We start from the raw sequence: 15,249 nt of genomic DNA on the forward strand, positions 1-15,249 counted from the left end.
GCGGTGAACCGACTCGACCCCGACGGTGGCCGGAGTACCTGTCTGCACTGTGGTGCGCACCTTCCGGCGAACTTCGGTCGGGTCCACGGTGACGGGGAGGATCTCGCGCACCGGTGCCCTGAGTGCGACTCGTGGGTGCGGATCTGCGAGGGAAGCGCGGCCGGGAAAGATGTTGACACGCCGGACCCGCAAACGAGCCCCGCACGCAACGCCGGCGAGCCGTGGGACGGAGGGCTGTCTGGATGAGCCCGTTCGTCCGCGCGAGTCGTCTGTACGACCCGGCTCGCGGTCCACGGCAGCACGTCCGTGACGCCGCCCGACTCCGCTGGGAGCGCGACGCCGAACGGGGGCGGTCCGCGTGACCCGGGACCGGCACGGTGAGGCCGCTGCGATCTTCACGTCGCACGGCGTTCTCGACGCAACGACGACGATCCTCGCGGCCCGAGAGGTCGGTCCGAGCGCCGAGGCGAACCCGATCGTCCGCGAGTTGCTCGCAATGGGCGAGTTGCCCACGGTGGTCGCGATGCTCGCAGTCGTCGGCTTGTGTTGCGGTGCGTGGCCGACGGCCGCCGACGCCCTGGAGGCGCCCGGGTGGGTTGGGCTTGGGATCGCGACGATCGGCGCCACCGTCGCCGCGGTGAATCTGGTGGTGGTGTTCGCGTGAGGCGCGCCTGTGAGACGTGTGGCCGCGAGCGCCCCTCGGTTCGTGTTCGCGAAGGTCGCGTCGAATGTGCCGGCTGCTACCTCAACCACGAGGGGCGCTCGCGATGAAAGCCGTCGAGACGGCCCCGCACGAGTACATGGCGAATTACGTGTACTCCGGACTTGGGGCCTGGTTCGGTGCCGCCCGGCTCGTCGACGCGACCGGGAGCCGGCGCGGGGGCTTCACGCTTGACGGCGAAGAGTGGCGGGTCACCCTCTCGTATCAGGAGTCCGGGCTCGCGCCGCCGGACGGTGGCGAGACACCAGACGGAACGCGTGTCGATTTCGACACACTGCGCGAGTTCCGGTTGAACGCAGTCGCGAACGACGAAGTTGGTGAGCGGAAGGGGAAGGCGCTCATCCAGCCGCGGTGGCGCGGACTCGAATCAAAAGAAGGGAATTCGGTCGCGCGGCCGCTGTGGGATCTCGGTGATGCGGTGAACGTCCGGGTAAACGCGTCGAACGTCGAGTTCGACGAGATCGAGACGGTGATTCATCGGGCGGCGGGCGCGGGGACACTCGATCCGATGTACTTCACAGACCGTCGTGAGGAGTATAGCGTCGTGATCGACGCGGCGCGGTACGTTCGCCTTGATCGGGACGTATCNCTCGATCCGATGTACTTCACAGACCGTCGTGAGGAGTATAGCGTCGTGATCGACGCGGCGCGGTACGTTCGCCTTGATCGGGACGTATCCGGTGCGATCCACTCTCGCGAGGGGCCGCTCGCGCGGATGGGTCACCTACTCGAAAGCGACCGGTCTGGATACCGGAAGCTCGTACAGGACGACACGGAGCGCGCCGGCTACTACCACACGGTGACGCTCGGGCCCAAGCGGGTCCGCGAGGCGTTTCCCGATCACCGGGTTCCGAAGGAGTTCAAGCACTACTACGCGCGAAACGCCGAGTCTCTCCCGGACGATCACCCGCTCGCGCACCCGAAGGTCGAGGCGTCGTATCAGTCGAGCCGGTGGGATGAGACGCTCCGGCCTGTCGATCACGCGGAGATCACCGACGAACTCGAAGAGGCGATCCTCGCGACGCTGAACGAGTCGGGGCTCCCCACACAGCCGCTTGACGACGACGGACCGGGTAGTGGTCGCACGTTCGTCGACGACGCGTACTTCGAGGCGGAGACCGTCGACCGTTCGCGTGTGCTGCCGCTGAACCTCGAACGCGTCGAGAGCGATCAGCGGAACGTGGTCGTGCGTCAGCTCGCAGACGGACTCTCGCCGGTCGAGTGGGATTCGCTCAAGACGCTCGTCGCGGACGGCGGCGACGTGTCGCCGGCGGAGATCGCGGACGAACACGATTGGCATCCGGACAGTGTCCGGCGTGGCCTCCGAAGGATCGAGGAGATGGTCGTTCGCGAGCAGGGATCGGTGGCGTTGCGGTCTCACCACGTTGCGGAGCAGGTTGTTGAGGCGCTCGACGCGGCACGTGAGGGCGTGCGGAAGGCGATGGGGACCGCGGCGAACGCGGTCCAGAACGCCGAGCGTGCGTCCCTCGACGAGCGGACGGACGAACTGATCGCGTTCTGCCAAGCGAACGGGATCCACATCGATGAGCGTGAAGCACACCTCCGCGTGCGGATGGGGAACCTCGCCGACGAGTCCTGGTCGGAGTTGGTGACGCGACTCAAGCGGTACTGGGTCGGTGCGGGTCGCGATCCGGAGCGGCTGAAAGAAGCGGTGTCGCACTACCGGGACGCGTCGGGTCCGAAGATCCGCCCGGTGCGGAGCGCGTGGGGGAAAGGCCAGACGCTCCGGTAGCGCGGCCCCTCGTGAGTGGCAACACTATCCAGATCCTCTTTTCGCGGCCGTTTTCGCCTCGACCGACCCTCTCGACTGGTAGGTTCGCGACGATCTCGACCGCAACACAAGCGCGGATCCAGGCTCGACAAGCTGCTCGTCGACGCCGAACCGACGCCGGGGGGTCGGTTGGCGGTTAGGGGTGTGGCTAAGGCCACACAGCTAAGGTACCACACCGTCTCCGCAACGGGACATTGATCGCTCTAAGAATATCATATCACGGCAGAGGAATTATTAAACTTCGAACAAGGATCAGTGTAAATGCTAGATCAGATAGCAGCCGCGTTGGCGGGAGCAATTGGAGCCGAGGGGATTAGATATGGTATACAGCGCAGGTCAAAACGACAACAAACAATCGACGAGTGGTATGAGGAATCACTCTCGCTAGTTAGTCACGGATATGGTCTCTGTATGAGCGCGCAGACCAGATCAAATCTAAACTACGGGAATATCTCAACAGAGGCCTACGAGATCTCTCAACGCCTCAATGAAAAAGCAAACCCGTACCCCAAAGATGTCGATTCAAAGACTGCAGAACTAGTTTACAACTTAGCGACGGTATTCCGGAAGCTATCTGCTGTCACTGAAGCGACTGAAGAACAACCAGCAGAAGAGTCGGTTAATGAACTGTTTGAGATGGGTCAAAGAGAACAGAGCAATATGGATGATGTTGATATGGGCGATGTTATTGACAAGTCTCTTGACAACTCCGGCACTCTTAATCAAATATTTGAGAATACTAATATCGACACTCAGAATTTTGGAGAACAGTTCGGAGAAGAATATACGCAAGCAGATTCGATTGAGAATTTGATCGAGAGTATGGAGGAGTTACCAAGCAACAATCGTCGAACAGTTGAGCGCCAAATTGAGTCGAATATGTTGTCTAAAGACTGGGATGAGAGCCTATCAATTGGTGTTCGGATTCATCTAGAAATTGCTTCGAACCTATGTGAAGATGTAATAAATAATATTAGCCAGAAGACTAGCATGGATTCTGTCCATCAAAAATAGGTGATAACCTCTGTTTGGGTTGCGGTTGGATATCACGCCGGTAGATGTTCGTGAAGATCTCTGATCAAACCTCGGCCACACGATCCCCCAAAGATTCGGACTTCCCACCCAGATCGCACGCGTATAAACAGAGGTATGCGCCGGGGCGGGCAGGTGAATGAATCAGCGAATCGTATCGGAGTCTGTCTATTCAACCGTTCGGTTCATTCAGGGAAGCTCGACATTTCGGCTTCTATATTCAGCTCTGGTGAATCCTCAATCGGTGATATATTCCGCTCCGGTTGTGGTCAATACAGGACAAGTGCCTATCAAAATGAACCTATGACCGAACAGGAGGGACAAGACATTTGCTTGGGTCCCTGCCACAATATCTTATGATCAGTCTTCCGCTGATAGGATTTGGAATTATATCTATATTTATAGGCGGGATGTTCGCAGTACATCCTCCTATTATGAATAAATACTATCGCATCGCGCAATCATGGGGGACAAAACAAACTGCGGCTGATATCGAAATGACTCAACTGTCGATTACTGTTGGCCGGATCGCGGGGGTTGTTATCGTGTTCTATGGTATTAGATTTGTACTCCTCGGATTGTGATTCGTGAGCCGGACCACGTGAAAATGTACTGCTTAATATAACACATACGCACTCTTCAGTGACCGGCTGTTTCAGACAATCATTTGCCTGAATAATGGGGTTTCAACAGAGCCTCATATTCACTAATTCAGTCTGAAACAGTCTCTCTGATACCGTGCTTTGGTCCCCGAGTATCACTCAGAGATATCTTTAAGTGAACCNCCTCATATTCACTAATTCAGTCTGAAACAGTCTCTCTGATACCGTGCTTTGGTCCCCGAGTATCACTCAGAGATATCTTTAAGTGAACCACCGTGCCTGCGAGGGTCGATGGGCTTCAAAAGTCTCGTTGACCGCGACGGGAGCGGAACCGTGACGATCGACAAGCAGCACCTCAAGCTCGACGGGCTTGTCGCCGAGGATGGATCGATCAAAGAAGCCGAGGCGCACGTTCAGCGCGTTGGCCATGGATCGTACCTCGTTCGGTTCCCAGAAGGNACAATCGCTCAACGAACTCGTTGGGAGAGCGTGAAACCCGCTGGAAGCTGGTTCTCGACACGACCCCGTGGGATCTGACGTAGATGTATTCATAATCCGCGATCTATGTACTTCGCCTTGCCCCAGAGGCGTTGAAAGTGCATCAAACAGAGCGTGATTTCAATCCGATCGACGCTGTCGACTGTTGACGACGGAGGGGTATAAAAACAAAGTCGAGTCAGCCAGTCAAAACCGACGGAGTCGCGACCCCCATGTATATCGAAGGTTATGAATGAACGGTCGCACCGACCTCAATCTCACTGATAGACGGAAGTGTCAGCCCGAGAAGGGGAGCGAGATTACAATCAGCGGACCTGACACTCATTTCTGACGGATGTCGGGGTTGAGGCTACACGCACGTGGTTGATTTAGTGACCGAACTTGTATCCAATCTCTTCAGCGATCTCCCTCCCCATGTCCTCCATTATCACAAAATTATTCTTTTCCATCTCTGGGAAAGAGTAGTCGTTCAGATAGTATAATCCCAAGTAATCTATTTCGTCGCCGCTGATGATGGACTTATCATTAAATAACCGAAGTCGCTTCCTAATGTATGATTCAAATCTTGCTCGACTTTCAAAAAATTCGGTAATCACTTGAAAACAATAAATGTCAATAACATATGGTGGTACGCTTTCGCTATTTACGATTACGTCAATAAGATATGTCGCAACCGAATCATAGGACTCGCCAATCAGGATTATCGGTTGATACTTGTTGTAGTCACTAATCTCGACTAGTTTACCATCGTAAACCAGTTCGTCAATAGTGCCATCTCGAAGTTCCTGAACAAGAGGTAGCGCCTGATCTGTGTATCCTTCGCCAACCTTTGAATTCAGTTCTTCTTGTATAGCATCGAAGTCACTATTTCTGAGATGAATTGGAATCTTCCCTGTCTTACACTCAATTACATATAACGTATCTCTCCCCTCCACAAGAATGTCACAGGCTTCTTCATATGAACCTGGCCGAAGTGGGTTTTTATATACATCTTCTTCAGGATATAATTTCATGAGGCAATCATAAGCCCAATCTTCCACGTAATCACCAAATATACGACCAAATTCACCACCATGGGTACCATCAGAACTGCCGTAATCTTCTAGACTAATTAAATCATAATAGAATGTGCTTTCTAGGGCAGATCGAAGAGCATCACCAGAAGGAACGAGTAACCGATCCTCTACTTGGACAATCGGTGTTTCAGAAAGTGGATTGAATTGATACGGCCATCTAAAATTCCGATTGGAATCGACATCACCCAAATTATCAGACATTCTATCAACAAAATCTTGTAGTACGTCTTTTTTGATATCTCCCGGACGATCGCTAATCATGTTATCATAATCTACGAAAAAGGACCCACCCGAATCGCAGTATTTTGTATACAGCTGATCTAAAAATTTGGAGTCAGATTTGAAATCCTCTCCTCCAGATGTATTGTCTATGTCTCCTTTTTCGTCATATTGCTGATTTAAAACATCAATAGTATGTCCGGACTGAGCCATCCTCTGGACTAATTGACTAAATTCATCGTCTATTATTTCTTCTCTCCTCTCAATTGTTTTTTCTTCAATGTAATCTGCGCACCTGAGAGCTTCCTCGATAGTGAATCCCAATTCCTTCTTAAGCTGCTCGTTGTGGGGACTATAGGCCCTTTTTGATGCCTCAATCGGTTGCTTAGAGAACTTCCACTTACCAGCTAAGAATACCTGTTCTTTAAGTGAATGTTCGACTCTCGATTTTAGCTTCTCATCTGGTGGTGATTCAGCATTAATATCTGTATCGTGTAGGTATTTCAAAGACAGATCTAAGATCGGCCCTGCCAAGTCTGTATAATTAACATCTCTCTTTCCAGATGTTGAACTGTGCGCTAAAATTAGGACAATCAGATATTTATGTAGTGCAGGTGGAAGACCAGCTCCGTCATCTGGAACATCCGCGCTCGATATTATCGAATTTGCTATATCAGCTATTACTAGCCTTTCGAGGGCAGCTTCTCCATCAAGATCCTCAATTAATTCAATCTGCTCGTCTAGGATATCCTCAGGTTGTTTGCCCCCGGTCAGATCATCAATATATGAGGTAACGTCATCATGTTCCCAAGGGATTTGTTCGACATCCAGGTTCTCATCGACTTTAGAAGGGTCCATATGTCATCTATCTGTGTCTAAGGATTCGATTAACTAATAGACCCTTCGGCTAAAATATATTGAGCATTGTCTAAACTACCTGCTCAGTTGTGAGTAGTCTCCCGATTTATTTAGAAATCTAAAGATATTCAATCATTCTTGCGATAGTATTTGTCTACCTTCTTCAGTAATTCTGTACTTTCCATCTTCTACTTTTTCCACAAAACCCCTTTCTACTAGCTCTCCAAGCCGATTTGACACATACGGTCGAGATATATCTAGATTATATGCCAATATTGTTGGAGATTGTACATGAAGAATTTCCGGGTCAGCCATAGCTTCCAGGATGTAATAATCAGATCGAGTCATCCAACTCGGCCGATTTCTAATAGGCACAATGAGTTGAATATGCGGAGGGGTCAATTATCAGTCCAGCCCTTAGAATACTATTTAACAATTTCATATTACGATATCGTAATCAAACTTATTACGCTGGTCCATTAAGATCGACTAACGGAAGCAATCTCGCGGACCCGTCCACTCCGATGGGTCCAATCGTTCGCAAAAGCGGACCCCGCTGCTAGGACAGCGGGTCCGCGTGGGCTTCCGTGAAGTAGCACGAAAGCCATGTCCGACCACCACGCGCCGGGGTATGAAATCCCCGATCGACCGAGGAACCGCAACACAATCGCCGGACACGACCCCTTTCAGTTTCACTGCCCGCGTCAGGATCTTCTCTTTTTAACACCCGCTCATCGGTCGGAATCGATGGTCTCCAAGAACACGGAGGGGTCAGCGTGAGCGACGATCTCGAACCCCTCTCGCCGCAGGAAGGCGTTGAGATGTATCTCGAAAGCCGGAGTGAGGAACTCGCGGACCACACCCGGCAGAACCACAAGTATCGGCTGAAACCGTTCGTTGAGTTCTGTGAGGATCGGGAGGTCGACAATCTGAACGACCTGACCGGGCGGGAGATTCTTCGGTTCTTCAACCGCCGGAAGGGGTCGGTCAAGAATGTCACTCTAAAGAATCACCTCGCGACGCTTCGGGTCGCGCTCGATTTTTGGGCTAGCATCGATGCTGTGAGCGACGGACTTCGTGAGTCGGTCCCGATGCCGGAACTTAGCGACGGCGATGAGGTCAACGACGACGTGCTTCGGGCTGACCGTGCGCGCGAGATTCTCGACGCGCTCGATACGTTCCGGTACGCGAGCCGAGACCACGTGATCTTCCTGTTACTGTGGGAAACGGGGATGCGTGCCGGAGCGGCGTACGCGCTCGACGTGGAGGATTACGACCGTGACGAACCGGCTATACAGATCCGTCATCGTCCCCCGTCGACGCCGCTCAAGAACGGCGAGCGTGGCGAGCGAGACGTATGGCTACGCCCGGAGGTTGCGGCGGTCATCGAGGATTCCCTCTCGACGACCCGTGATGATCAGCTCGACGACGACGGCCGTCGACCGATGTTCACTTCCAGGTACGGTCGACTGTCGAAGACTTCGATCCGCGAGACGGTCTACCGAGTGAGCCGCCCGTGCGTTTGGGGGGAGTGTCCGCACGATCGCGTCGTTGCGGAGTGCGAAGCGACGGGCCAGAAGACGGCGAGTAAGTGTCCATCCTCGGTCTCTCCGCACCCGCTTCGGAAAGGAGCGATTTCACGGGATCTGAACGATGGGTACCCGCGCGAGGTGGTGAGTGACCGCATGGATGTGACGGAAGAGGTGCTTGAGAAGCACTACGACAAGCGGTCGGAACGCGAGCGTATGCAAGTCCGTCGTCGTATAATCCGCGAGGTGAGCAGATGAAGGCCGTGCCGTCGGTGGGTCCTACCGCGCGGGTCGATCAGTCCCCCGCGAGTCCATNGTCGTCGTATAATCCGCGAGGTGAGCAGATGAAGGCCGTGCCGTCGGTGGGTCCTACCGCGCGGGTCGATCAGTCCCCCGCGAGTCCATAATTTTGCGCCGCGAGCAATGTCGCGAGCGGCGCAAATCTGTAACGAGCGCGGATTTGAACCCTACCAGTCGCGCGCAGCGAGCGAAGCGAGCGAGCACGTCTGGTTCTGGTTCAAATCCCCGCGAGTCCANTCTGTAACGAGCGCGGATTTGAACCCTACCAGTCGCGCGCAGCGAGCGAAGCGAGCGAGCACGTCTGGTTCTGGTTCAAATCCCCGCGAGTCCACTCCTGCGCTCACTTCGTTCGCTTAGTCGTTCCCTCGCGGGACCCCCCGCGAGTCCATAATTTTGCGCCGCGAGCAACGTCGCGAGCGAGCACGTCTGGTTCCGGTCGAAATCCAGCGAGTCCACTTCCTCCGTTGGAAGCNCCCCGCGAGTCCATAATTTTGCGCCGCGAGCAACGTCGCGAGCGAGCACGTCTGGTTCCGGTCGAAATCCAGCGAGTCCACTTCCTCCGTTGGAAGCGATTAAATACTCTCGGCGAATCCCTCCGCGTATGGGCGTCTCCGAGATACTCGAGGGCACGAACCTCACGCACCGTCAGATGGGGGTCATCATGGTCGCGTGGATCCTGTTGGTCTCGATCGCCGCAGTCGGGATGTTGCTGTACACCTCCTCGATATAGCGCCGGCGACGGCGTCGGCCGCGAGCGACCGATCCGGCGGACGGGGCCGCGAGCGCAACCCTCTTTTAGTCGTTCGTTGTCGGGGTCGGTATGGCACGCGACAGCGACGCACACGACGGTGACGGGGCCGAGGCGGACGGCGGCGACGCGGGAGAGACGGACCGCCGGCTCGTCGGCGGCTGGGAGGGGCGCTACTACGAGGACTTCGAGGTGGGGGACGTGTACAAACACCCCTACGGGCGGACGGTGACCGAGACGGACAACGTCTGGTTCACAAACCTCTCGATGAACCTCAACCCGATGCACTTCAACGAGGCGTACGCCGCCGAGACGGAGTTCGGCGAACGGCTCGTCGACGGCACCTTCGTCATCGCGCTGGCGGTCGGGATGAGCGTCATCGACGTCAGCGCCAACGCCACCGCGAACCTCGGCTACGACGAGATCCGCCACCACGCGCCGGTCTTCCACGGCGACACGCTGTTCGCGGAGTCCGAAGTGATCGAGAAGCGGGAGTCCTCCTCCCGGGACCACGTCGGCATCGTCACCACGGAGCTGCGCGCGTACAACCAGAACGACGAGCTGGTGCTCTCCCTGGAGCGCACGCCGATGGTGCTGAAGCGCTCGCACGGGCAGCCGAGCGCCGCGCAGCCGACTGGCTGGCCCGAGGGGATCGGCACCCAGCCGGAGGACCTGGAGTGACGCCCGCGCCGTCCGGCCCCGCGGCGCCGACGCTCGAGGATCCGGTCCCGGCGACGCGGCTCGGCGGCGACCTGCCGTTCGCCTCCCCCGAGGAGGCGGCCGCGCTCGTCCCCGCCACCGCCACGCTGCTCGTCTCCGGGTTCGGCGGCGTCGGCTACCCGAAGCTCGTCCCCGAAGCGATCGCCGCGGCCGACGAGGAGCGCGAGCTCACCGTGGTCTCCGGCGGCGGCGTCGGCGACGAGATCGACCGCGACCTCGTCGAGTCCGGCGACATGGCCCGCCGCTACCCGTTTGTCCCGAACGAGACCTCCCGCGGGGCGGCCAACGACGGCCGGCTCGCCTTCCACGACCGTCACATCTCGCGGCTCGCCGACGAGGTGCGGTTCGGCGGGCTTCGCGCGGGGATGCGCGGCGAGACGATAGCGGTCGTCGAGGCGGTCGCGGTCGGCCCCGACTGGCTCGTCCCCTCCACGTCCATCGGCCACACGCCCGCGTACGTGGGCGCGGCCGACCGGATCGTGGTGGAGGTGAACCGCGCGCAGCCGCTCGACCTCGCCCGCGTCCACGACGTCCACGTCCGCGACGACCCGCCGAACCGGTCGCCGATCCCCCTCGACGACCCCCTCGGCGAGACGGGCGGGCCGGCGGTCCGGTTCGACCCCGAGAAGCTCGCCGCGGTCGTCGAGACGGACCGGCCGGACGACCCCTACGAGTTCCGCGAGGTCTCCGCGACCGACGAGGCGATCGCGGCGAACCTCGGCGAGTTCCTGGAGGCGGAACTCGACCGCAACCCCCTGCTCGCCGACGCGGTGAACCTCCAGTTCGGCGTCGGCAGCCTGGGCAACGCCCTGATGGGCGCGCTCGCGGACGTCGACTTCGGCGACCGCGAGGTGGCGTACGTGGGCGAGGTCGTTCAGGACGGCCTCCTCGACATGCTCGACGCGGGCGACCTCCGGGGCGCGAGCGCCACCTCGCTGGCGCTGTCGAGCGAAGGGCAAGACCGCCTGTTCGCGGACGTCGAGCGCTACGCCGAGGACGTGGTGTTGCGGCCGGCGGACGTCTCGAACGCGCCGGAGCTCATCGACCGGTTCGGCGTCGTCGGCGTCAACAGCGCCGTCGAGGTCGACCTGTACGGCAACGTGAACGCGACCCACATCGGCGGCACCCGCGTCGTCAACGGGATCGGCGGCGGCGGCGACTTCGCGCGCAACTGCCGGCTCGGCGTCGTCGCGCTCCCCTCGACGGCGGTCGGCGGCGACGTCTCGCGGGTCGTCCCGCTGACGCCGCACGTCGACCACTCGGAGCACGACGCGAGCGTGGTCGTCACCGAACACGGCGTCGCCGACCTCCGGGGGCGCTCGCCTCGCGAGCGCGCGGAGGAGCTGATCGCGGTGGCCGACCCCTCGTTCCGCGAGGACCTCGAGGCGTACCGCGCGCGAGCGGACGACGGCGGCGGCAACACGCCGCACCATCTCCCCTCGGCGTTCTCATGGAACTCGACTGATACGTGATCGAGGGCGATCCGTTTTTCCAACTCGTAAGCGGTGAAAAAACACGGAAAGTAACTCGCTCCGTAGTATCGTTTCCCGGCCGATCCCCTCGCTTTCCGTCAATTCTCGGGTGCGACGATACCCTTTTACCAATTCACAGTATTGCTGAATCTACATGGTAGATAGTGACAAGACGACTCGACGCGACGTTGTGAAGGGCGCGGCCGCGATGGGCGCCGTCGGACTCGCCGGCTGTTCCGGCGGCGACGGCGGCGACGGCGGCGACGGCAGCGGCGACGTGACGGTCACCATCGGCGGGACGTCGACCGGCAGTTCGACGCAGGCGGCGGGGCAGGCGCTCGCCCGCGCCGCCTCCCAGCACAGCGACTTCCTCAACATCTCCGTCCAGGAGACGCAGGGCTGGACGGCGAACCTCTACGCGTACGACAGCGGCGACATCCCGGCGATGGGCGTCGACAACAACTCGCTGTCGAAGGCGCTCAACGAGGAGGGCCCGTTCGCCGACGACCCGGTCGACACGCTCCCCGACCAGGGGTTCCTGTTCACCTCGCTGCAGATCCACTGGGTCGGCTTGGAGAGCAGCGACGTCGAGTCCGTCGCGGACCTCCGCGAGGGAGGGTACACGATCTACCCGATCCAGCCCGGCTTCGGGACGCGGCTGCTCACCGAGGAGATCCTCAATGAGGCCGGCATGTGGGAGCCGAACGAGATCCTCAACGTTGACACCGGCGACATCCCGGGCGCCGTCGAGGAGGGGCGCGTCGACGCGCTCTGCCTGTACGGCGCCAACGGCGTCAACCTCTCGGGTTGGTGCCAGGAGGTCGACGTGCGCAGCGGCGGCGGCCTGAACCTGCTGGAGGTCGACGACGAGTTCCGCTCGGTCATCGAAGATCACCCCGGCGCGATCCTCGAGGAGATCGACCCGTACGGCTACGAGCAGGAGGTCACCGCCTACACCGACACGATGACGACTTGGTCGCTCGCCGGCCAGTGGGCGTTCAGCCCCGACATCCCGGCCCGCGCGACCGAGGAGATCTGCCGTCTCGCCATCGAACACGAGGAGACGCTCCGCGAGTCCGACCCGACGACCCTGGAGTACTCGCCCGAAGCGATGACCCAGACGGTTATCCCCGACATCGACATCCACGCCGGTGTGGCGAACTTCTTCGAGGACAACGACGTCTGGGACGACTCCTGGAGCCGCGGCGACGAGTAACCCCCTGACCGACGAGCGGCACCGCGCGGAAACCGCCACTTTCACCCGTAACACACGCCCCACCCTTCCGACGGATGGCCACTAACCCAGACACACCGACCGATCCGACCGATCCGCCAGACGACCCGGTACCCGAGGACAGCCTGCTCGGCGACGAGGAGCCCCTCGACCTCGCCGACGGCGACCGCGGGAGCAAACAGCTCTGGCTGTACCTCCTCTCGCTGCCGTTTTGGGTGCTCGTCGTCTTCGGTCCCACCGTCGTCGCGCCCGCGCTTCTCGGCGCCGAAATCGACGGCTCGGCGACGATCGTCGGCGTCGTCGGCGTGATCGGTGTCGCCGGGATCGCCGGGCTGATCCTCTGGCTCGGCTCCGGCATCGAAGAGCGGCTCCGCATGGCGCTCATCTCCTACTCGATCCCGTTCTGGATGATCGTCATGTGGTACTCGTACACCCAGCAGATGCCCCGCGGGCAGTACGCGGTCGCGTTCCTCGGCGGCATCCTCGCGCTGTACGTGATCTCCGAGCTCGACGAGCCGCTGATCGAGGGCAACTGGTTCGAGACGGGGCTGCTCGTCGTCTCCGGGCTGATCACGCTCGGCACGAGCGGCTACCTCTTCCTGAACTACCAGCAGGTCGCGATCGACACGGTCGGGCGCGCGACGGAGGCGCAGATCGCGATGGCGTTCGCGTTCACGCTCGCGATGATCTACCTCACGTGGCGCTCGTTCGGGATCACCTTCCTCGCGGTCGTGCTCATCGGTATCGGCTACGGGCTGACGGGGCCGTACATGCCCGGTGCCCTGAGTCACGGCGGCCTGAGCCCCTCGCGTATCCTCCGGATCCTCGTGGTGAGCGTCGACGGGTTCTACGGCTTCCTCACTCGGTTGGTGGCCGCGTGGATCGCCTTATTCCTGCTGTACGCGGGGCTGTTGAAAGCGTACGGCGCGTTCGACCTCATCCTCCGGCTGGCGGTCCGCTCGGCGAAGTACGTCGACTCGGGGATCGCCCAGACCGCGGTCATCGCGAGCGCGGTCATCGGCTCCGTCAACGGGAGCCAGACCGCCAACGCCGGGATGACCGGCTCGTTCACCATCCCGCTGATGAAAGAGAACGGGATCAAACCGGAGACCGCCGGCGGGATCGAGGCGGTCGCGTCGACCGCCGGACAGGTGCTACCGCCCGTGATGGGCGCGGGGGCGTTCATCATGGCGTCGCTCATCACCGGCGTCACCTACGTGGACGTCATCATCGCCGGGCTGATCCCGGCCGCAGTACTCGTCGTCTCGATCGCGATGGCCGTCCACTACGTGGCGGCGCCGCAGATCGACGACCCCGAGATGGACGGCCTCATCAACGAGAGCATGGACCGCCGGACGATGGTCCTGGAGTCGGTGAAGTACGGCATCCCGCTTCTAATCTTAATCTACGTGCTGGGCGTGCTCCAGTACACGGTGATGACGGCGGCGCTGTACACCGCGCTCTCGATGATCGTCTTCGGGATCGGCATCCCGCAGATCCAGGCGGCCCTCGACGGCGAGAGCAACCGCGAGGCGCTCGTCGACACGCTCGAACAGACGGTCGACGGCTTCCGCGAGGGCGTGATCGTCGTCGCGCCGGTGACGATCATCCTCGCGGCGATCAACGGCGTCGTCGACATCCTGATGGCGACGGGCGTCCCGACCGCCATCTCGCTCACGCTGCTCGACCTCTCGGGCGGCATCGCCATCGTCGCGTTCGTGCTGGCGATGATCATCTGTATCATCCTCGGCCTCGGCATGCCGACGACGGCCGCCTACACGGTCGTGGCGCTGCTCGTCGCGCCGACGCTGATCAGCCAGTTCGCGGTGCCCGAGTTCGCGGCGCACTTCTTCGTGTTCTACGCCGCCATCCTGGCGGGGCTGACGCCGCCGATCGCGACCTGCGTCGCGGTCACCTGCGGCATCTCCGGCGGCGGGTTCTGGGGGAGCTGTAAGGAGGCGCTGCGCATCTCCGCGCCGCTGTTCGTCCTCCCCTTCGCGTTCGCCTACCACCCCGAACTCGTCTCCGGGACGTTCAACTACGCGTCGCTGTCGGCCGGCGCGCTCGCGATGCTCGGTTCGATCGCGATCATCCACGGGATCAACTACCAGTTCGTGTTCGGCCGCGGACAGACCTTCGGGCTGCGGATCGCCTTCTTCGTCGCCGGCGTGGTGGCGATGGTCCATCCGATGCAGATCGTTCAGGTGGGGGCGCTGGCCGCCGTCCTCGCGCTGTACGTGCTCCAGACGGTGATCGGCCGGCCGAACCCCCTCCGCACGCTGCGCGGCGCGGCCGGGACGCTGTCCGGTCGGAAGCGGTAGGGGACGCGATTCGTCGGGGGATTTTTTTCGGTCGGCTGACGCGGCGACCTCGACTTCGTTCACTCCGTCGTTATGAATCAACGACTCGGATTGCCGGGAGACACCGCCAAAGCTCCAGTCGGTTATT

Annotated in this window: 13 protein-coding genes; 10 read left to right on the forward strand and 3 right to left on the reverse strand. The window is 59.9% G+C overall.

The features are described 5' to 3' along the window. The first annotated feature begins 3 nt into the window (after window positions 1-3). From C466_RS17680 to C466_RS16665, 4 genes are all read left to right on the forward strand, one after another. The gene (locus C466_RS17680) at window positions 4-246 is read left to right on the forward strand and encodes a DUF7563 family protein (protein ID WP_080505986.1); all 243 of its coding nucleotides are present in this window, start codon (window positions 4-6) and stop codon (window positions 244-246) included. A gap of 112 nt (window positions 247-358) precedes the next feature. Beyond that, complete coding sequence (locus C466_RS15115) at window positions 359-664, forward strand: hypothetical protein (RefSeq protein WP_004599869.1); 306 nt, start codon at window positions 359-361, stop codon at window positions 662-664. Window positions 665-767: 103 nt separating this feature from the next. Continuing rightward, window positions 768-2,474, forward strand: a complete 1,707-nt coding sequence (locus tag C466_RS15120) for a DUF7845 domain-containing protein (protein ID WP_004599870.1) — start codon at window positions 768-770, stop codon at window positions 2,472-2,474. A gap of 300 nt (window positions 2,475-2,774) precedes the next feature. Further along, a complete protein-coding gene (locus C466_RS16665) occupies window positions 2,775-3,527 on the forward strand; it encodes a hypothetical protein (protein ID WP_152420193.1) in 753 nt (250 codons plus the stop codon). 881 nt (window positions 3,528-4,408) lie between these two features. Here C466_RS16665 and C466_RS17180 read toward each other — a convergent pair. The 3 genes from C466_RS17180 to C466_RS16240 form a co-directional block, all read right to left on the reverse strand. Continuing rightward, on the reverse strand, window positions 4,409-4,576 hold the full coding sequence (locus tag C466_RS17180) for a hypothetical protein (RefSeq protein ID WP_193366057.1): 168 nt from the start codon (window positions 4,574-4,576) through the stop codon (window positions 4,409-4,411). Window positions 4,577-5,013: 437 nt separating this feature from the next. Further along, on the reverse strand, window positions 5,014-6,798 hold the full coding sequence (locus tag C466_RS16670) for a hypothetical protein (protein WP_152420194.1): 1,785 nt from the start codon (window positions 6,796-6,798) through the stop codon (window positions 5,014-5,016). Window positions 6,799-6,930: 132 nt separating this feature from the next. Next, entirely contained in the window at window positions 6,931-7,146 is a 216-nt protein-coding gene (locus C466_RS16240; protein WP_004598739.1) for a winged helix-turn-helix domain-containing protein, read from the reverse strand. Window positions 7,147-7,574: 428 nt separating this feature from the next. Between C466_RS16240 and C466_RS15130 the strand changes: the two genes are divergently transcribed. The 6 genes from C466_RS15130 to C466_RS15150 all read left to right on the forward strand — a co-directional run bounded on the left by C466_RS15130 (window position 7,575) and on the right by C466_RS15150 (window position 15,122). After that, the gene (locus tag C466_RS15130) at window positions 7,575-8,585 is read left to right on the forward strand and encodes a tyrosine-type recombinase/integrase (protein ID WP_004599871.1); all 1,011 of its coding nucleotides are present in this window, start codon (window positions 7,575-7,577) and stop codon (window positions 8,583-8,585) included. 643 nt (window positions 8,586-9,228) lie between these two features. Beyond that, the gene (locus C466_RS17490; protein WP_004598741.1) at window positions 9,229-9,357 is read left to right on the forward strand and encodes a hypothetical protein; all 129 of its coding nucleotides are present in this window, start codon (window positions 9,229-9,231) and stop codon (window positions 9,355-9,357) included. A 90-nt stretch (window positions 9,358-9,447) separates the two neighbouring features. After that, window positions 9,448-10,056: a MaoC family dehydratase gene (locus C466_RS15135; RefSeq protein WP_004598742.1), complete on the forward strand. Its 609-nt coding sequence runs from the start codon at window positions 9,448-9,450 to the stop codon at window positions 10,054-10,056. Continuing rightward, window positions 10,053-11,567: an acetyl-CoA hydrolase/transferase C-terminal domain-containing protein gene (locus C466_RS15140; RefSeq protein WP_004598743.1), complete on the forward strand. Its 1,515-nt coding sequence runs from the start codon at window positions 10,053-10,055 to the stop codon at window positions 11,565-11,567. The genes C466_RS15135 and C466_RS15140 overlap by 4 nt, the downstream gene beginning before the upstream one ends. A gap of 190 nt (window positions 11,568-11,757) precedes the next feature. Further along, a complete protein-coding gene (locus tag C466_RS15145; protein ID WP_004599872.1) occupies window positions 11,758-12,783 on the forward strand; it encodes a TAXI family TRAP transporter solute-binding subunit in 1,026 nt (341 codons plus the stop codon). A 74-nt stretch (window positions 12,784-12,857) separates the two neighbouring features. Further along, the gene (locus tag C466_RS15150) at window positions 12,858-15,122 is read left to right on the forward strand and encodes a TRAP transporter permease (RefSeq protein WP_004598745.1); all 2,265 of its coding nucleotides are present in this window, start codon (window positions 12,858-12,860) and stop codon (window positions 15,120-15,122) included. Window positions 15,123-15,249: the final 127 nt, after the last annotated feature.

The organism is Halorubrum distributum JCM 10118 (genome assembly GCF_000337335.1).
GTDB lineage: Archaea > Halobacteriota > Halobacteria > Halobacteriales > Haloferacaceae > Halorubrum > Halorubrum distributum.